The 16,599-nt window shown below is 61.7% G+C and carries 17 protein-coding genes; 6 read left to right on the forward strand and 11 right to left on the reverse strand.

The window, feature by feature from the left end; translation table 11 throughout:
* Nucleotides 1-114: 114 nt before the first annotated feature.
* The 4 genes from HU725_RS00065 to glyQ form a co-directional block, all read right to left on the reverse strand.
* Nucleotides 115-885 carry a lysophospholipid acyltransferase family protein gene (locus tag HU725_RS00065; RefSeq protein WP_186476104.1) on the reverse strand — a complete coding sequence of 257 codons (771 nt, stop codon included), beginning with the start codon at nt 883-885 and terminating at the stop codon, nt 115-117.
* A gap of 63 nt (nt 886-948) precedes the next feature.
* Entirely contained in the window at nt 949-1,476 is a 528-nt protein-coding gene (gene gmhB, locus HU725_RS00070) for a D-glycero-beta-D-manno-heptose 1,7-bisphosphate 7-phosphatase (protein WP_060479094.1), read from the reverse strand.
* A 3-nt stretch (nt 1,477-1,479) separates the two neighbouring features.
* On the reverse strand, nt 1,480-3,531 hold the full coding sequence (glyS, locus tag HU725_RS00075) for a glycine--tRNA ligase subunit beta (RefSeq protein WP_186476103.1): 2,052 nt from the start codon (nt 3,529-3,531) through the stop codon (nt 1,480-1,482).
* Nucleotides 3,528-4,475: a glycine--tRNA ligase subunit alpha gene (glyQ, locus tag HU725_RS00080; RefSeq protein ID WP_060479092.1), complete on the reverse strand. Its 948-nt coding sequence runs from the start codon at nt 4,473-4,475 to the stop codon at nt 3,528-3,530. Before glyQ ends, glyS begins: the two co-directional genes overlap by 4 nt.
* 83 nt (nt 4,476-4,558) lie before the next feature.
* On the opposite strand from glyQ, the gene HU725_RS00085 reads away from it, so the two are divergent.
* Together HU725_RS00085 and HU725_RS00090 are read left to right on the forward strand one after the other, a co-directional pair.
* Nucleotides 4,559-5,110 (forward strand): DNA-3-methyladenine glycosylase I, encoded by a 552-nt coding sequence (locus HU725_RS00085; RefSeq protein WP_060479091.1) that lies wholly within the window; start codon nt 4,559-4,561, stop codon nt 5,108-5,110.
* A gap of 40 nt (nt 5,111-5,150) precedes the next feature.
* A complete protein-coding gene (locus HU725_RS00090; RefSeq protein WP_186476102.1) occupies nt 5,151-6,038 on the forward strand; it encodes a lysophospholipid acyltransferase in 888 nt (295 codons plus the stop codon).
* Between the two features lie 84 nt (nt 6,039-6,122).
* On the opposite strand, the gene HU725_RS00095 is transcribed toward HU725_RS00090, so the two are convergent.
* From HU725_RS00095 to def, 5 genes are read right to left on the reverse strand one after another with little or no spacing between them, the layout of a single operon-like run.
* Complete coding sequence (locus tag HU725_RS00095; protein ID WP_186476101.1) at nt 6,123-6,437, reverse strand: hypothetical protein; 315 nt, start codon at nt 6,435-6,437, stop codon at nt 6,123-6,125.
* 9 nt (nt 6,438-6,446) lie between these two features.
* Nucleotides 6,447-7,820, reverse strand: a complete 1,374-nt coding sequence (trkA, locus tag HU725_RS00100; protein ID WP_060479088.1) for a Trk system potassium transporter TrkA — start codon at nt 7,818-7,820, stop codon at nt 6,447-6,449.
* A gap of 23 nt (nt 7,821-7,843) precedes the next feature.
* Nucleotides 7,844-9,154 carry a 16S rRNA (cytosine(967)-C(5))-methyltransferase RsmB gene (rsmB, locus tag HU725_RS00105; protein ID WP_186476100.1) on the reverse strand — a complete coding sequence of 437 codons (1,311 nt, stop codon included), beginning with the start codon at nt 9,152-9,154 and terminating at the stop codon, nt 7,844-7,846.
* Nucleotides 9,151-10,083, reverse strand: coding sequence for a methionyl-tRNA formyltransferase (gene fmt, locus HU725_RS00110; protein WP_186476099.1), 933 nt, complete (start codon nt 10,081-10,083; stop codon nt 9,151-9,153). Before fmt ends, rsmB begins: the two co-directional genes overlap by 4 nt.
* A 60-nt stretch (nt 10,084-10,143) precedes the next feature.
* Nucleotides 10,144-10,650, reverse strand: a complete 507-nt coding sequence (gene def / locus HU725_RS00115) for a peptide deformylase (protein ID WP_003260000.1) — start codon at nt 10,648-10,650, stop codon at nt 10,144-10,146.
* A 206-nt stretch (nt 10,651-10,856) separates the two neighbouring features.
* On the opposite strand from def, the gene dprA reads away from it, so the two are divergent.
* Nucleotides 10,857-11,954 (forward strand): DNA-processing protein DprA, encoded by a 1,098-nt coding sequence (gene dprA / locus HU725_RS00120; protein ID WP_186476098.1) that lies wholly within the window; start codon nt 10,857-10,859, stop codon nt 11,952-11,954.
* Nucleotides 11,955-11,998: 44 nt separating this feature from the next.
* Nucleotides 11,999-12,556 carry an L-threonylcarbamoyladenylate synthase type 1 TsaC gene (gene tsaC, locus HU725_RS00125; RefSeq protein WP_060479098.1) on the forward strand — a complete coding sequence of 186 codons (558 nt, stop codon included), beginning with the start codon at nt 11,999-12,001 and terminating at the stop codon, nt 12,554-12,556.
* Nucleotides 12,557-12,671: 115 nt separating this feature from the next.
* Here tsaC and HU725_RS00130 read toward each other — a convergent pair whose 3' ends face one another.
* Nucleotides 12,672-13,649 (reverse strand): NADPH:quinone reductase, encoded by a 978-nt coding sequence (locus HU725_RS00130; RefSeq protein WP_186476097.1) that lies wholly within the window; start codon nt 13,647-13,649, stop codon nt 12,672-12,674.
* A 135-nt stretch (nt 13,650-13,784) separates the two neighbouring features.
* Here HU725_RS00130 and hemF point away from each other — a divergent pair, with 135 nt between their 5' ends.
* Together hemF and aroE are read left to right on the forward strand one after the other, a co-directional pair.
* On the forward strand, nt 13,785-14,696 hold the full coding sequence (hemF, locus tag HU725_RS00135; RefSeq protein WP_060479083.1) for an oxygen-dependent coproporphyrinogen oxidase: 912 nt from the start codon (nt 13,785-13,787) through the stop codon (nt 14,694-14,696).
* A gap of 25 nt (nt 14,697-14,721) precedes the next feature.
* Complete coding sequence (gene aroE / locus HU725_RS00140; protein ID WP_186476096.1) at nt 14,722-15,546, forward strand: shikimate dehydrogenase; 825 nt, start codon at nt 14,722-14,724, stop codon at nt 15,544-15,546.
* Nucleotides 15,547-15,673: 127 nt separating this feature from the next.
* On the opposite strand, the gene choX is transcribed toward aroE, so the two are convergent.
* Nucleotides 15,674-16,597 carry a choline ABC transporter substrate-binding protein gene (choX, locus tag HU725_RS00145; protein ID WP_186476095.1) on the reverse strand — a complete coding sequence of 308 codons (924 nt, stop codon included), beginning with the start codon at nt 16,595-16,597 and terminating at the stop codon, nt 15,674-15,676.
* Between the last annotated feature and the right edge of the window lie 2 nt (nt 16,598-16,599).

The following is a 16,599-nucleotide window of genomic DNA, read 5'->3' on the forward strand; positions in this document are numbered from 1 at the left end:
TTATGCACGTTCGAACTGAAATCGTTAGCTCTGGAAATAAATAGTTAATTCAATCACTTAGCGTATAAAACAAGCATTTCACGAACAAACTGTACACAAGTTATCCACAGAAGGTCAGGCCATCTGTTGCTGCGGTTTTTCCTCAGCTGGCGGCAGGGAGCCCATGGCTCGCTGGGTGGCTTCGTTCCAAGCGGCAGCGCGGTCATTGAGCTCAGCGATGGCCCGTGGCCCTGTGCCTTCAGCGTACATCGGCTCGCCGATCACCACCTCAATGGTGCCAGAGCGCTTGCCCCAGCCTGTCTTGGGCCAGAACTTCCCAGCGTTGTGGGCAATTGGCAATACGGGTAGCCCAGCATTCACCGCCAGGGCGGTACCACCCCGGGAAAATTTGCCCACGGTGCCGAATGGCACTCGGGTCCCTTCCGGGAAGATCAGCACCCAGGTTTTCTGCTTGAGCAACTCGTCACCCTTGCTGGCAACATGGCGCAGGGCTTCTTTGGGGTTATCTCGGTCGATCGCGATGGGCCTTAGCATGGCCATGGCCCAACCAAAGAACGGCACATACAGCAGCTCGCGTTTGAGCACTTGGCTCAGCGGCGAAAAATACTGGGAGAGAAAGAAGGTTTCCCAGGTGCTCTGGTGGTTGGACAGGATCACGCAGGGCTCATCCGGCACGTTCTCGGCACCGCTGACCTTGTAGTTGATACCGAGGATGGTGCGCGCCAGGAACAGTGCGCAGCGGCACCAGTACACGTTGATGAACTTGTAGCGCTTGGGGAACGACAGAAACGGCGCGACGAAAAAGCTCAGGGTGCACCACAGCAGCGAACTGGTGCCCAGCAGCAGGTAAAAAAGAAAGATTCTGATCGCCTGCAGGATCGACATAGTGGCAAGTACCGTTGCGGGTCATGCCCGCCTGGGAAAATACGCCCAAAGGCGCATCATTGTTTAAATAAGTGCTCTGGCGATAGCTGCCAGATCGTCGAAAATCAGTGTGTTTTGCGGGACACCTTTTTCCAGAGTCCGCTCACCCTTGCCGGTTTTGACCAGCACAGGTTGGGCACCGACAGCGAGGGCAGCCTGAAGGTCACCGCTGCTGTCGCCAACGAACCAGACGCCCTCAAGGTTCACCTGGTAATACTCAGCGATCGCCCGCAGCATGCCAGGCTTGGGCTTGCGGCAGTCGCAGCCCTCGTCTGGCCCATGCGGGCAATACACGATATGGCCCACTACACCGCCCTGCTCGGCCACCAGCTCGCGCAGTCGCGCGTGCATGGCTTCGAGCGTGGTCAGCGGGTAATAACCACGGGCGATGCCAGACTGGTTGGTGGCCACGGCCACCGTCCAGCCCGCCTTGCTCAACTGCGCGATGGCCTCGACCGAGCCAGGGATCGGAACCCACTCTTCCAGCGTCTTGATGTAGGCGTCGGAGTCGTAGTTGATCACCCCGTCACGGTCGAGAATCAGCAGTTTCAAGGCTTACCCCAGCAGCGAAATGTCGGCCACACCCAGGAACAGGCCGCGCAGGCGGCTGAGCAGGGCGTAACGGTTGGCACGTACCTTGGCGTCTTCTGCGTTGACCATCACCGCCTCGAAGAAGGCGTCAACCGGGTCGCGCAGAGCCGCCAAGCGGGCGAGCGATTCACTGTACTGGCGGGCCGCTGCCATCGGCTGCACGGCCTGGTCGGCTTGCTGAATGGCCGAGTACAGCGAGAACTCGTTGGCGTTGTCGAAATACTTGGGCTCGACCTGCTCGGCAATGGAGCCTTCGGCCTTGCTCAGTAGGTTCGACACCCGCTTGTTCACGGCAGCCAGTGCGTCGGCTTCAGGCAGCTTACGGAAGGCCTGTACGGCTTGTACACGCTGGTCGAAGTCCAGGGCCGAAGCCGGCTTCAAAGCACGCACCGACAGGTAAGTTGCAACGTCGATGCCTTCGTCTTCGTAGCGTGCGCGCAGGCGGTCGAAGATGAACTCCAGCACTTGCTCGGCAAGGCCTGCAGCCTTGACCTTGGCACCGAACTGCTTGACCGCGAATTCCACTGCGGCGCTCAGGTTCAGGTCCAGCTGCTTCTCGATCAGGATGCGCAGTACGCCCAGTGCGGCGCGGCGCAGGGCATACGGGTCTTTGCTGCCGGTGGGCAGCATACCGATGCCGAAAATGCCGACCAGGGTGTCGAGCTTATCGGCGATGGCAACCGCTGCACCGGTGAGGGTCTGCGGCAGCTCGGCGCCAGCACCGCGAGGCATGTACTGCTCGTTCAGGGCCAGGGCAACGTCTTCGGGCTCACCGTCGTTGAGCGCGTAGTAATAGCCGGCAACGCCCTGCATTTCAGGGAACTCGCCGACCATCTCGGTGGCCAGGTCACACTTGGACAACAGGCCGGCACGGCCAGCGCGCTGAGCGTCGCCGCCAATCAGCGGGGCGATGAACGCTGCCAGTTTGGACACTCGCTCGGCCTTGTCATAGACAGTGCCCAGTTGCGCCTGGAACACCACATTCTTCAGGCGCTCGTTGAAGCTTTCCAGCGGCTGCTTCTTGTCCTGCTTGAAGAAGAACTCTGCGTCGGTCAGGCGCGGGCGCACGACCTTCTCGTTCCCTTGCACGATCTGCTTGGGGTCACGGCTCTCGACGTTGGCCACGGTGATGAAGCGCGGCAGCAGCTTGCCTTCGCTGTCCAGCAGGCAGAAGTACTTCTGGTTGTCCTGCATGGTGGTGATCAGGGCTTCCTGCGGCACCTCAAGGAAACGCTCCTCGAACGAGCACACCAGCGGCACTGGCCACTCAACCAGGGCGGTCACTTCGTCCAGCAGCGCCGGCGGCACGATTGCGCTGCCTTCCTGCTGCATGGCCAGCTCAGCGGTGCGCTTGCTGATCAGCTCGCGGCGCTCGGCGAAGTCGGCCAGCACGTAGGCTTTGCGCAGGTCTTCAACGTAGTTGGCCGGGGCGCTGATGACCACATTCTGCGGGTGGTGGAAGCGGTGGCCACGGGATTCGCGGCCGGCCTTCTGCGACAGGATGGTGCAATCGACAACCTGGTCGCCGAACAGCATCACCAGCCATTGAGTGGGACGCACGAACTCTTCACGGCTGGCAGCCCAGCGCATGCGCTTGGGAATCGGCAGGTCGTTCAGCGAGTCCTCGACGATGGTCGGCAACAGGCTGGCGGTGGCCTTGCCCGGGATATGCTGAGAGAAGCGCAGTTTGGCACCGCTCTGGTCGATTTCGGCCAGCTCGACCCCACACTTCTTGGCAAAGCCCAAGGCAGCCTGAGTAGGCTCGCCGTCTTTGAATGCCGCCTGCATGGGTGGGCCGTCGATGTTGATGCTGCGGTCAGGCTGCTGCACGTCGAGCTGGCGGATCAATACGGCCAGGCGGCGCGGTGCGGCATAAACCAGCTTGCCGGTGTAGTTCAGGCCAGCAGCCTGCAGGCCTTTCTCGATGCCTGCCAGGAAGGCATCGCCCAGGCTTGCCAGGGCTTTGGGTGGCAGCTCTTCGGTGCCCAGTTCTACCAGGAAATCTTGAGCACTCATTGTGCAGCCTCCAGCTTCGCCAACACTTCGTCACGCAGTTCAGGGGTAGCCATCGGGAAGCCCAGGCGTGCACGGGCTTGCAGATAGCTTTGCGCCACGTCCCGGGCCAGGGTACGAACACGCAGAATGTAACGCTGACGCTCGGTTACCGAGATGGCGCGGCGAGCGTCCAGCAAGTTGAAGGTGTGCGAGGCCTTCAGGACCATTTCATAGGTCGGCAGCGGCAGGTCCAGCTTGATCAGGCGGTTGGCTTCGCTTTCATAGAAATCGAACAGCTCGAACAGCTTCTCGACGTTGGCGTGCTCGAAGTTGTAGGTCGACTGCTCCACTTCGTTCTGGTGGAACACGTCGCCATAGGTGACCTTGCCGAACGGGCCATCGGCCCAAACCAGGTCGTAGACCGAATCGACGCCTTGGATGTACATGGCCAGGCGCTCGAGGCCGTAGGTGATTTCACCGGTGACCGGGTAGCACTCGATGCCACCGACTTGCTGGAAGTAGGTGAACTGAGTGACTTCCATGCCGTTCAGCCAGATTTCCCAGCCCAGGCCCCAGGCGCCCAGTGTCGGCGATTCCCAGTTGTCTTCGACGAAGCGAATGTCGTGGACCAGCGGGTCCAGGCCGATGGCTTTCAGGGAGCCGAGGTACAGCTCCTGGAAGTTGGCAGGGTTGGGCTTGAGTACCACCTGGAACTGGTAATAGTGCTGCAGGCGGTTGGGGTTTTCGCCATACCGCCCGTCGCCAGGGCGACGGCTTGGCTGCACGTAGGCGGCGTTCCAGGTTTCTGGACCCACGGCGCGCAGGAAGGTAGCGGTGTGGAAAGTGCCGGCGCCTACTTCCATATCGTAGGGCTGAAGCACCACACAACCTTGCTCGGCCCAGTAGTTTTGCAGGGCGAGGATCAGGTCTTGGAAGGTACGCACGGCTGGCGTAGGCTGGCTCACGAAATTCACCTGTATCTGGGGATGCGGATGTAAAGAGCGGGAGTATAACCTGATTCGCTTCGCCCTCTACTCATTGGAGCCTTATGCCACGCTGCTTTTGGTGTACCGACGATCCGTTGTACCAGGCCTACCACGACCAGGAGTGGGGGACGCCCCAGCGTGACCCGGCGTTGCTGTTCGAGATGCTTTTGCTCGAAGGGTTCCAGGCAGGGCTTTCATGGATCACCGTTCTGCGCAAACGCGAGCGTTATCGCCAGGTGATGTACGGCTTCGATCCGGTGAAACTGGCCGCCATGAGCGATGAACGCATCGAGGAGCTGATGCTGGATGCGGGCATCATCCGCAACCGCCTCAAGCTCAAAGCTGCCCGGCGCAACGCCCAGGCCTGGCTGGCTGTGGATAACCCTGCGCAGTGGCTCTGGTCGTTTGTCGGTGGCGAGCCGAAGATCAACCACTTTCAGGCCCGTAGTGATGTGCCGGCCGTTACCGACCAAGCCAAGGCCATGAGCAAGGCGTTGCAGAAAGCTGGCTTCACCTTCGTTGGCCCGACCATCTGCTATGCCTTCATGCAGGCCACCGGCATGGTCATGGACCACACCACCGATTGCGATCGCTACGCCGCCTTGGTGCGCTGAGGGGTTACAATGCGCGCCTTGCTGAAATAAGGAATTGCCTGTGGAAAAGTTCAAGGGCGCCCTGATGGTCGGGGTGCTGCGTCTGTTTGCCAAGCTGCCCTGGGGCGCTGTGCAGCGTGTGGGCGCCGGCATCGGCTGGCTGATGTGGAAAGTTCCCAACGGTTCGCGCAACGTCGTGCGCATCAACCTGGCCAAGTGCTTTCCGGAAATGGAACCGGCGCAACGCGAACAGCTGGTTGGCCGGGCGCTGAAGGACATCGGCAAGTCTTTCGTCGAGAGTGCCTGTGCCTGGATCTGGCCGCCGCAGCGTTCGCTGGCACTGGTCAAGGAAGTGCATGGCCTGGAGGTGCTGGAGCAGGCCCTGGCCTCGGGCAAGGGTGTGGTCGGCATTACCAGCCACCTGGGCAACTGGGAAGTGCTCAACCACTTCTACTGCAACCAGTGCAAACCGATCATCTTCTACCGCCCGCCCAAGCTCAAGGCAGTGGATGACCTGTTGCGTGAACAGCGGGTGCAGATGGGCAACCGCGTGGCACCGTCGACCAAGGAAGGCATCCTGAGCGTGATCAAGGAAGTTCGGCGCGGCGGGCAGGTCGGTATCCCTGCCGACCCAGAGCCGGCGGAATCAGCCGGAGTGTTCGTGCCGTTCCTGGGCACTCAGGCGCTGACCAGCAAGTTCGTGCCGAACATGCTGGCCGGTGGTAAGGCGGTGGGGGTATTCCTGCACGCGCTGCGCCTGCCGGACGGCTCAGGTTTCAAGGTGTTCCTCGAAGCGGCACCGCCTGAGATGTACAGCACCGACGTCAACGTATCGGCGGCAGCCATGAGCAAAGTCGTCGAGCGTTACGTGCGCGAGTATCCCAGCCAGTACATGTGGAGCATGAAGCGCTTCAAGAAGCGCCCGGCAGGCGAGCCGCGCTGGTATTAAGCGTTTGTGCAAGCGGATTTACCTGCGAATGCGATGTTGGCTTTACCGACGCATCGCGGGTGAACCCGCTGCTACCGACGCGCTTCAACCAGACGTTTTGTTGAGCTTCTTCAGGAACACAGCCATCTCTTTCTCGGCCTGCTTATCGCCATGGGCCTGGGCCGCGAGGATGCCGTCCTCCCAGGCTTTGCGCGCAGCAGGCAGGTCCCCTTGCAACTGGTGGGCTTTGCCTAGCAGCTTCCAAGCAGCCGAGTACTTCGGGTCCTGCGCCACGCAGCATGCCAAGTGCAGCGCCGCCTGGGCGCCATTGCCCTCATCCAGCCAGGCTTTACCCAGGCCGAATCGCAGCAGCGGGTTATCCACACCCTTGGTCAGCATCTTCTCCAGCGATTCGCGCATGCTTGCCCCCTAGAAGAAACTCAAGCCAACGTGGAACAGCTTTTCCACATCCCGAATATGCTTTTTATCCACAACGAACAGAATCACATGGTCGCCTGACTCGATAACGGTATCGTCGTGGGCGATCAACACGTGCTCGTCGCGGATGATCGCGCCGATGGTGGTGCCCGGTGGCAAGGTAATGTGTTCGATGGCTTTACCAACCACTTTGCTCGACTTGGCGTCACCATGGGCCACCGCCTCGATAGCCTCGGCCGCACCGCGGCGTAGCGAGTGCACACTGACGATATCGCCGCGCCGCACGTGGGCAAGCAATGTACCAATGGTGGCCAGCTGCGGGCTGATGGCGATGTCGATCTCACCGCCCTGCACGAGGTCGACATAGGCCGGGTTGTTGATGATGGTCATCACCTTGCGTGCGCCCAGGCGCTTGGCCAGCAGCGAGGACATGATGTTGGCCTCGTCGTCGTTGGTCAGGGCCAGAAATATATCGGCGTCGGCGATGTTCTCTTCGAGCATCAGGTCCTTGTCCGAAGCACTGCCCTGCAACACCACGGTGCTTTCCAAGGTGTCGGAAAGATAACGGCAACGAGCTTGGCTCATTTCGATGATCTTCACTTGGTAGCGGCTTTCGATGGCCTCGGCCAAGCGCTCGCCGATTTGCCCTCCGCCGGCGATGACCACGCGTTTGTTGGTTTCATCGAGGCGGCGCAGTTCGCCCATTACGGCGCGGATGTCCTTCTTTGCGGCGATGAAGAACACTTCGTCATCGGCTTCGATCACCGTATCGCCGCGTGGTGTAATTGGGCGGTCGCGGCGGAAGATGGCCGCAACGCGCGTATCCACATTGGGCATGTGGGCGCGGATCTGACGCAGTTGCTGGCCCACCAATGGGCCGCCGTAATAGGCCTTCACTGCCATCAGTTGCGCTTTGCCACCGGCAAAGTCGATCACCTGCAGGGCGCCTGGGTGCTCGATCAGGCGCTTGATATAGTTGGTCACTACCTGCTCAGGGCTGATCAGCACGTCGACCGGAATATGGTCATTGTCGAACAGCTCCTCACGGGTGAGGTAGGCTGACTCGCGCACTCGGGCGATCTTGGTCGGGGTGTGGAACAGCGTATAGGCCACCTGGCAGGCGACCATGTTGGTTTCGTCGCTGTTGGTCACCGCAATTAGCATGTCGGCATCGTCGGCACCGGCCTGGCGCAGCACCGTGGGCAGCGAACCGCGGCCCTGTACGGTACGGATGTCCAGGCGGTCGCCGAGGTCGCGCAGGCGGTCGCCATCGGTATCGACCACGGTGATATCGTTGGCTTCGCTGGCCAGGTGTTCGGCCAGCGTACCGCCTACCTGCCCTGCACCGAGGATGATGATCTTCATCCGCTACTCCCTACCCTGTGTGCTTAACCGCGCGAGGCGGCGATCTTGATCAGCTTGGCATAATAGAACCCGTCATGGCCGCCTTCCTGGGCCAGCAACTGGCGGCCATGGGGCTGGCGCAGGCCGGCCGCGGTGGCCAGGTCCAGCTCGCGGGCGCCCGGGGTGCGGGCAAGGAAGGCTTCGATCACCTCGGTGTTCTCGGTCGGCAGGCTCGAGCAGGTCGCGTACAGCAGCATGCCGCCCACCTCCAGGGTCGGCCACAACGCATCGAGCAGTTCGCCTTGCAGCGTGGCCAACGCCGGGATGTCCTCGGCCTGGCGCGTCAGCTTGATGTCCGGGTGGCGGCGGATCACCCCGGTGGCCGAGCATGGCGCATCGAGCAGAATCCGCTGGAACGGCTTGCCGTCCCACCAGCTGGCGGTTTCGCGGGCATCGCAGGCAATCAGCTCGGCATCGAGCTGTAGGCGGTCAAGGTTCTCACGCACGCGGGCCAGGCGTTTGGCCTCAAGGTCGATGGCCACCACCTGGCCCAGGCCAGCTTCGGCTTCCAGCAGGTGGCAGGTTTTGCCGCCGGGGGCGCAGCAGGCATCCAGCACACGCTGCCCAGGTGCCAGTTCGAGCAAGTCAGCTGCCAGTTGCGCGGCTTCATCCTGGACACTCACCCAGCCCTCGGCGAAACCAGGCAGGCTGCGCACGTCGCAGGCTTGGGCCAGTACGATACCGTCACGGCTGTACTGGCAGGCGCTGGCGCCAATGCCTGCTGCCGTCAGTAACGCCAGGTAAGCTTCGCGGCTATGGTGGCGGCGGTTGACTCGCAGGATCATTGGCGGGTGAGCATTGTTGGCGGCGCAGATGGCTTCCCATTGCTCTGGCCAGAACGCCTTGAGCGATTTTTGCAACCAGCGTGGGTGAGCGGTGCGCACCACTGGGTCGCGTTCCATGCTGGCAAGCAGTGCTTGGCCTTCGCGCTGGGCGCGGCGCAATACCGCATTGAGCAGGCCCTTGGCCCAAGGTTTCTTGAGCTTGTCGGCGCAGCCGACGGTCTCGCCAATCGCTGCATGGGCTGGGATGCGGGAATAGAACAACTGGTACAGGCCGACCAACAGCAGCGCCTGCACGTCGGCATCGGCGGCTTTGAACGGCTTCTGCAGCAATTGTGCTGCCAGCAGGTCCAGGCGTGGCTGCCAGCGGGCGGTGCCGAACGCCAAGTCTTGGGTCAGGCCACGGTCGCGCTCGTCGACCTTCTCCAGTTGCCCGGGCAGCGAACTGTTGAGCGAAGCCTTGCCGCTAAGTACAGCTGCGAGGGCACGGGCGGCAGCCAAGCGCGGGTTCATTGGCCAAGTACCTTGCCGGCGGCGAACTTCTCGCGACGGCTGTTGAACAGGTCACTGAAGTTCAGCGCCTTGCCACCTGGCAGTTGCAGCCGGGTCAGGCTCAACGCCTGATCACCACAGGCGACTACCAGGCCATCCTTGCTGGCGGAGATGATTTCACCCGGCGCACCCATACCGGTGCACAAGCTGGCGGCTAGAACTTTGACGCTCTCGCCGTCGAGCGTGCTGTGGCACACCGGCCAAGGGTTGAAAGCGCGGATCAGGCGCTCAAGCTCGACGGCCGGGCGGCTCCAGTCGATGCGTGCTTCGTCCTTGTTCAACTTGTGTGCATAGGTGGCCATGGCATCGTCCTGAGCTTCACCTTGCAATGAACCATCTGCCAGCCCGGCGACGGCCTGGATCACAGCCGCCGGGCCCATCTGAGCCAGACGATCGTGCAAGCTGCCGCCGGTATCGTCAGCGCTGATCGGGGTGGTCACTTTTAGCAGCATTGGCCCGGTGTCCAGGCCGGCCTCCATGCGCATCACCGTCACGCCGCTCTGAGCATCGCCCGCTTCCACGGCGCGCTGGATCGGTGCCGCGCCGCGCCAACGTGGCAGCAGCGAGGCGTGGCTGTTGATGCAACCCAGGCGCGGGATGTCGAGCACTGCCTGCGGCAGAATCAAGCCGTAGGCAACTACCACCATCAGGTCGGGCTCGAGCGCGGCGAGCTCGGCCTGGGCCTCGGGGTTGCGCAGGGTCTGCGGCTGCAACACTGGGATGTCATGGGCCAAAGCCAAAGCTTTGACCGCACTCGGCATGAGCTTCTGGCCGCGGCCGGCAGGGCGGTCGGGCTGGGTATAAACAGCCACGATCTGGTAGGGGCTGTCGAGCAGGGCCTTGAGGTGTTCGGCGGCAAACTCTGGAGTGCCTGCAAAGACGATGCGCATGGAGTTCTCGCTTGCAAAAAGAAGAAGGCTTGCCGGAGCAAGCCTTCTGGAAGGTCGGGATCAGGCTTGCTGACGGTGCTGTTTTTCCAGCTTTTTCTTGATCCGGTCGCGCTTGAGCTGTGACAGGTAGTCGACGAACAGCTTGCCATTGAGGTGATCGAACTCATGCTGCACGCACACTGCCAGCAAGCCTTCGCATTCCAGCTCGTATGGCTTGCCGTCGCGATCCTGGGCCTTGACCCGTACCCGCAGCGGGCGGTCGACGTTTTCGTAGAAGCCCGGTACCGAAAGGCAGCCTTCCTGATACTGGCCCATATCGTGGGTGAGCTCTTCGACCGTTGGGTTGATGAAGACACGCGGTTCACTGCGGTCTTCGCTCAGGTCCATGACCACGACTTGCTGGTGCACGTTGACCTGGGTCGCGGCCAAGCCGATGCCAGGGGCTTCGTACATGGTTTCAAACATGTCGTCGATCAGCTGACGCAGAGCGTCGTCGAACACCGTTACCGGTTTGGCAATGGTGCGCAGGCGCGGGTCGGGGAATTCGAGAATGTTCAAGATGGCCATAAGGTCAGGCAGTCACTGTCTGTCGGTTGAAAACTGAACACACATAATAAAGGCAAACGCTGATTTCAGCACCTGCGAAAGCTCGTCTACGGTCTCTATAGGCCTGATAGCCGGCAAATCATGGACAGCTTTTCAAACAGTTACTCACACACTTATCCACAGGTTGTGCCACGTAGATGGCCCTGTATCGATCAAGGATGATCAGTATGTTGAACGACCATTCGTCGTCTTGTGCGCCTGCAGAACTGGAAGCCCGACTACGCTTGCATCGCTTGCCTGAGACGGGGTTGCGACGCTTTCGAACCCTTATCCAGGCCTTTGGCAGCGCATCATCCGCACTCAGTGCGCCGGGCTCTGCCTGGCGCGCGCTGGGTGTTGGTCAAGCCACCATCGATGCGCGGCGCAGCCCAGAAGTGCGCGATGGCGCGCTGGCTGCCATGGCCTGGCTAGAGCGGCCTGGCCAGCATTTACTGATGTGGGACGGCCCTGGCTACCCTGCTTTACTGAATGAAATCGACGATGCGCCGCCCTTGTTGTTCGTGGCGGGCGACCCTGCACTGCTCGACCGGCCGCAGGTCGCAATCGTGGGCAGCAGGCGCGCAACCCCACCGGCACTGGACACCGCCAGGGCGTTCTCGCGCTACCTGGCGCAAGCAGGTTTCACCATTACCAGCGGCCTTGCCCTGGGTATAGATGGTGCCGCTCATCGGGCGGCACTGGAGGTCGGTGGAGGCACCATTGGTGTGCTAGGCACCGGCTTGCAAAAATTTTATCCACAGCGCCATCGCGACCTTGCGCGGATGATGATCGATAGCGGCAACACGCTGGTTTCCGAGTACCCACTCGATGCCGGGCCGCTGCCTGGCAACTTCCCGCGGCGCAATAGAATCATCAGTGGTTTGTCGCTTGGTGTGCTGGTGGTCGAGGCGAGCCTGGCCAGTGGCTCGTTGATTACCGCTCGTCTGGCCGCCGAGCAGGGCCGTGAGGTTTACGCAGTACCAGGTTCCATCCACCACCCTGCGGCCAAGGGCTGCCATCAGTTGATTCGCGACGGCGCATTGCTGGTGGAGAGCGTAGACCAGATCCTTGAAAGCCTGCGCGGCTGGCAGAACCTGCCCCCCGCTGTGGTGCAAAAGCCACTTCACCCGCTGCTTGCCCTGCTCCATGCTGCGCCACAGACTAGCGAGAACCTGGCCCACTTCACTGAACAGTCGCTGGCCGAGGTGCTGGCGCAGTTGACCGAGCTGGAACTTGAAGGCCGGGTCAGCAATGTCGGCGGGCGTTGGTTTGCCCGCGCCGGCTAAGTACACTGCGCGCAGGCAAGGTCAACAAGGCGGAGAAACGCAAAATGGTGAGCAGTTTTCGTGTGCAACAAGCCGCACGTGAGATCAGGGCGGGCGCAGTCATCGCCTACCCTACGGAAGCGGTCTGGGGCCTGGGCTGCGACCCGTGGAACGAGGACGCGGTATATCGTCTGCTGGCGCTTAAATCCCGACCTGTGGATAAAGGCCTGATCCTGATCGCCGACAACATCCGCCAGTTCGACTTTCTGTTCGAGGACTTCCCCGAGGACTGGATCGACCGCATGAGCAGCACCTGGCCCGGCCCGAACACCTGGCTGGTACCGCACCAGGATCTCTTGCCTGAGTGGGTGACCGGGCAGCACGATACTGTGGCGCTGCGGGTGAGCGATCATCCTCAGGTGCGCGAGCTGTGTGCGCTGGTGGGGCCGCTGATTTCCACTTCATGCAACCCGGGCGGGCGCCCGGCGGCGAAGAGCCGGTTGCGGGTGGAGCAGTACTTCCATGGCCAGCTCGACCTGGTACTGGGTGGGGCGCTGGGTGGGCGCAAGAATCCCAGTGTGATTCGAGATTTGGTGACGGGTGAGGTCGTTCGGCCGGGCTGAGACTGTGGCGGTTAGACTGCACGCGGCCGCAGAGGCTGAAAAGTAAGATCAGAGGGCTGACAGGTGCCTGCCTTTGGGTTTTAGCGCCTGACAGCCCTACCTCAGTCTCACCCTCTCAAGGCAACAAAACCGTAGACCCCACCGTCCTACGGGCCGACAGCGCCTCCTGCGCCTTGGCCGCCTCGCTCAGCGCATACCGCTGCTGAATATCCACAACCAGCTTGCCACTGCCGATCATCGCAAACAGGTCATCGGCCATCGCCTGGGTGTTCTCGGCATTGTTTGCATAGGTCGCCAGGGTCGGCCGGGTGACATACAGCGAGCCTTTCTGCGACAGGATGCCCAGGTTCACGCCGCTCACCGCGCCTGAAGCATTGCCGAAGCTCACCATCAGCCCGCGAGGTTGCAGGCAGTCCAGCGAGGTCAGCCAGGTGTCGGCGCCGACGCCGTCGTAAACCACCGGGCACTTTTTGCCATTGGTCAGCTCCAGCACGCGTTTGGCCACGTCTTCACGGCTGTAATCGATGGTTTCCCATGCCCCCAGCGCCTTGGCCCGCTCGGCCTTCTCGGCAGAGCTCACGGTACCGATCAGCTTGGCGCCCAGGGCCTTGGCCCACTGGCACGCCAGGGAACCCACACCGCCTGCTGCGGCGTGGAACAGGATCACGTCACCCGGTTTGACCTCATAGGTCTGTTTCAGCAGGTACTGCACGGTCAGCCCCTTGAGCATCACCGCTGCCGCCTGCTCGAAGCTGATATCGTCGGGCAGCTTGACCAGGTTGGCTTCCGGCAAGGTATGTACCTCGCTGTAAGCGCCAAGGGGGCCAGTGCCATAGGCCACCCGGTCACCAACATTCAGCCGGGTCACGCCCTCGCCCACGGCCTCGACGACACCAGCGGCCTCGGTGCCCACGCCGCTGGGAAGGGACGGCGGGGAGTACAGCCCGCTGCGAAAATACGTGTCGATGAAGTTCAGGCCGATCGCATGGTTACGCACGCGTACCTGCTGGGGCCCCGGTGCAGCAGGTTCGAACTCCACAAGCTGCAACACCTCTGGGCCGCCATGCTGGCTGAACTGAATACGCTTGGCCATCTCGCACTCCTGTTGTCGGGAACGGGGAAAGGCCTTCTATCGGACGCCTTTGCTTGACCGCCGTCAACTGCGGCGGGCGCGCCGGGGGTGGTATGCTACGCGGCGAATTCTTCCCTGCCCGTTCCTGGTGACCTGATGACTAGCCGCACCGAGGCCGTGAAAGCCTACCTGCTCGATCTGCAAGACCGCATCTGCTCTGCCCTCGAAGCCGAAGACGGCGGCGCCCGCTTCGTCGAGGATGCCTGGGTGCGCGAAGCTGGGGGCGGCGGTCGCACGCGGGTGATCGGTGACGGCAAGTTGATCGAAAAAGGTGGGGTCAATTTTTCCCATGTGTTCGGCGCAGGCTTGCCGCCTTCAGCCAGCGCCCACCGCCCCGAGCTGGCGGGCCGGGGTTTCGAGGCCCTGGGTGTGTCATTGGTGATTCACCCGCATAACCCTCATGTGCCGACGTCTCACGCCAACGTACGTTTTTTCATTGCCGAAAAGGAAGGTGAAGAAGCGGTCTGGTGGTTTGGCGGCGGTTTCGATCTCACCCCGTACTACGGCCATGACGAGGACTGCATTCATTGGCACCGCGTTGCCGAACAAGCCTGTGCGCCATTCGGTGCTGATGTATACCCGCGTTACAAGGCCTGGTGCGACCGCTACTTCCACATCAAACACCGTGGCGAGCCACGTGGTATCGGCGGGCTGTTCTTCGATGACCTCAACGAATGGGACTTCGATACCTGTTTCGCTTTCCTGCGTGCCATTGGCGATGCCTATGTCGAGGCCTACCTGCCGATCGTTCAGCGCCGCAAGCACACGCCCTTCACGCCCCAGCAGCGCGAGTTCCAGGAGTACCGCCGTGGGCGCTATGTGGAATTCAACCTGGTTTACGACCGTGGCACCTTGTTCGGCCTGCAGTCAGGTGGGCGCACCGAATCCATTTTGATGTCGCTACCGCCGCAGGTGCGCTGGGGCTACGACTGGAAGGCGGCGCCGGGCACTGAGGAGGCACGCCTGACTGACTACTTCCTTCAGGACCGCGACTGGCTTGGCCAGTAAGCCTGTAGATAAACAAGGAATCGAAATGGACCAGTATGTTGTCTTCGGTAACCCCATCGGTCATAGCAAGTCGCCGTTGATTCACCGCCTGTTCGCCGAACAGACCGGGCAGGACCTGGAATACGCCACGCTGCTGGCGCCACTGGACGAATTCAGCGATTGCGCACGTGGCTTCTTCAAGCAAGGCAGTGGCGCCAATGTGACCGTGCCGTTCAAGGAAGAAGCCTACCGCCTGTGCGACAGCCTCACCCCTCGTGCCCAGCGCGCAGGTGCCGTGAACACACTGAGCAAGCTGCCTGATGGCACGCTGCAAGGCGACAATACCGACGGTGCTGGGCTGGTGCGCGATCTGACGGTGAACGCAGGGGTGGAGTTGGCCGGCAAGCGTATCCTCATTCTGGGTGCTGGCGGCGCCGTACGCGGCGTACTCGAACCTATCCTGGCCCATCAGCCGCAGTCGTTGGTGATTGCCAACCGTACGGTCGAGAAGGCCGAGCAGCTGGCGCGGGAGTTCGATGAACTGGGCCCGGTGGCGGCCAGCGGATTTGCCTGGTTGCAGGAGCCGGTGGATGTGATCATCAATGCCACCTCGGCTAGCCTGGCTGGTGAATTGCCGCCGATCGCCGACAGCCTCGTCGAGGCGGGCCGCACGGTGTGCTACGACATGATGTATGGCAAAGAGCCGACCCCCTTCTGCCAATGGGCCGCGACGTTGGGGGCCGCCAAGGTTCTGGATGGTTTGGGCATGCTGGCCGAGCAGGCGGCTGAAGCGTTCTTTATCTGGCGTGGCGTGCGACCGGATACGGCGCCGGTCCTTGCAGAGCTCCGCCGGCAACTCGCTCGCGGCTGACAGTTCCGGGCTTTACATAATCCATGAGGGGCAGATTCCCCGACGCTGTGTCCAGCGCGGTAATTAGCACCGTTTGCGCCGGTGTTCGCGGGTAAACCCGCCCCCACGAAGGGATACCTGGGGTGGGTCACAGCTTGGCTTTTACAGCCTCCAGGGCATTGCCATCGGCTTTGGTGGTCACCCCCGATAACCACCCTTGCAACCGTTCGGGGTGCTGCTTCACCCAAGCCTTGGCCGCTTCATCGAAGCTGATTTTCTTGTCCACCACCTCGGCCATGATGGCGTTCTCCATGTCCAGGGTGAAGCTCAGATTCGCCAGCACTTTGGCCGCGTTCGGGCAGGCCTGTGAATAACCCTTGCGGGTCAGGGTAAACACCTCGCCCTTGCTGCCGAACCACTTCTCGCCGCCCGTCAGGTAATGCATCTTGAGCTTTACGTTCATCGGATGCGGGGTCCAGCCAAGGAAGGCGATGAACTTTTGTTTTTTCACAGCCCGGTCTACTTGGGCCAGCATTGCCTGTTCGCTGGACTCCACCAGCTTCCATTGGCCCAGATCGAATTCGTTCTTGTCGATGATTTCCTTGAGTGACAGGTTCGCCGGCGCGCCAGAGCCGATGCCATAGAGCTTCTTGTCGAACTGGTCGGCGTGCTTTTGCAGATCGGCGAAATCTTTCACCCCGGCATTCCACACGTAGTCCGGCACTGCCAGAGTGAACTCTGTGCCCTCCAGGTTGCGCGACAGTCGCTGCACATCACCATTGGCGATGAACTTGTCGTGAAAGCCCTGCTGTGCCGGCATCCAGTTGCCCAGGAAAGCGTCGACACGGCCATCCTTGAGGCCGCCATAGATGATCGGGACGGCCAGGCTGTCGATCTTCACCTGGTAACCCAGGCCTTCCAACAGCAGGCGAGCCACGGCGTTGGTCGAAGCGATGTCGCTCCAGCCGGGGTCGGCCAGTTTGACCGCGCTGCATTGCGCGTCGGGGTCAGCGGCTTGGGCCGCTGTGGTGGTCAGGGCTAGTGCGAATACGGCGGTAGCGATCTTGTGCATGG

Source organism: Pseudomonas promysalinigenes (genome assembly GCF_014269025.2).
In the GTDB taxonomy this organism is placed as follows: Bacteria; Pseudomonadota; Gammaproteobacteria; order Pseudomonadales; family Pseudomonadaceae; genus Aquipseudomonas; species Aquipseudomonas promysalinigenes.

Bases quoted from the DNA above. Each gene is read 5' to 3' on its own strand.
- HU725_RS00065 (WP_186476104.1), bottom strand. From the start codon at position 885: ATGTCGATCCTGCAGGCGATCAGAATCTTTCTTTTTTACCTGCTGCTG.
- glyS (WP_186476103.1), bottom strand. From the start codon at position 3,531: ATGAGTGCTCAAGATTTCCTGGTAGAACTGGGCACCGAAGAGCTGCCA.
- HU725_RS00085 (WP_060479091.1), top strand. From the start codon at position 4,559: ATGCCACGCTGCTTTTGGTGTACCGACGATCCGTTGTACCAGGCCTAC.
- HU725_RS00095 (WP_186476101.1), bottom strand. From the start codon at position 6,437: ATGCGCGAATCGCTGGAGAAGATGCTGACCAAGGGTGTGGATAACCCG.
- trkA (WP_060479088.1), bottom strand. From the start codon at position 7,820: ATGAAGATCATCATCCTCGGTGCAGGGCAGGTAGGCGGTACGCTGGCC.
- rsmB (WP_186476100.1), bottom strand. From the start codon at position 9,154: ATGAACCCGCGCTTGGCTGCCGCCCGTGCCCTCGCAGCTGTACTTAGC.
- fmt (WP_186476099.1), bottom strand. From the start codon at position 10,083: ATGCGCATCGTCTTTGCAGGCACTCCAGAGTTTGCCGCCGAACACCTC.
- def (WP_003260000.1), bottom strand. From the start codon at position 10,650: ATGGCCATCTTGAACATTCTCGAATTCCCCGACCCGCGCCTGCGCACC.
- dprA (WP_186476098.1), top strand. From the start codon at position 10,857: ATGTTGAACGACCATTCGTCGTCTTGTGCGCCTGCAGAACTGGAAGCC.
- tsaC (WP_060479098.1), top strand. From the start codon at position 11,999: ATGGTGAGCAGTTTTCGTGTGCAACAAGCCGCACGTGAGATCAGGGCG.
- HU725_RS00130 (WP_186476097.1), bottom strand. From the start codon at position 13,649: ATGGCCAAGCGTATTCAGTTCAGCCAGCATGGCGGCCCAGAGGTGTTG.
- hemF (WP_060479083.1), top strand. From the start codon at position 13,785: ATGACTAGCCGCACCGAGGCCGTGAAAGCCTACCTGCTCGATCTGCAA.
- aroE (WP_186476096.1), top strand. From the start codon at position 14,722: ATGGACCAGTATGTTGTCTTCGGTAACCCCATCGGTCATAGCAAGTCG.
- choX (WP_186476095.1), bottom strand. From the start codon at position 16,597: ATGCACAAGATCGCTACCGCCGTATTCGCACTAGCCCTGACCACCACA.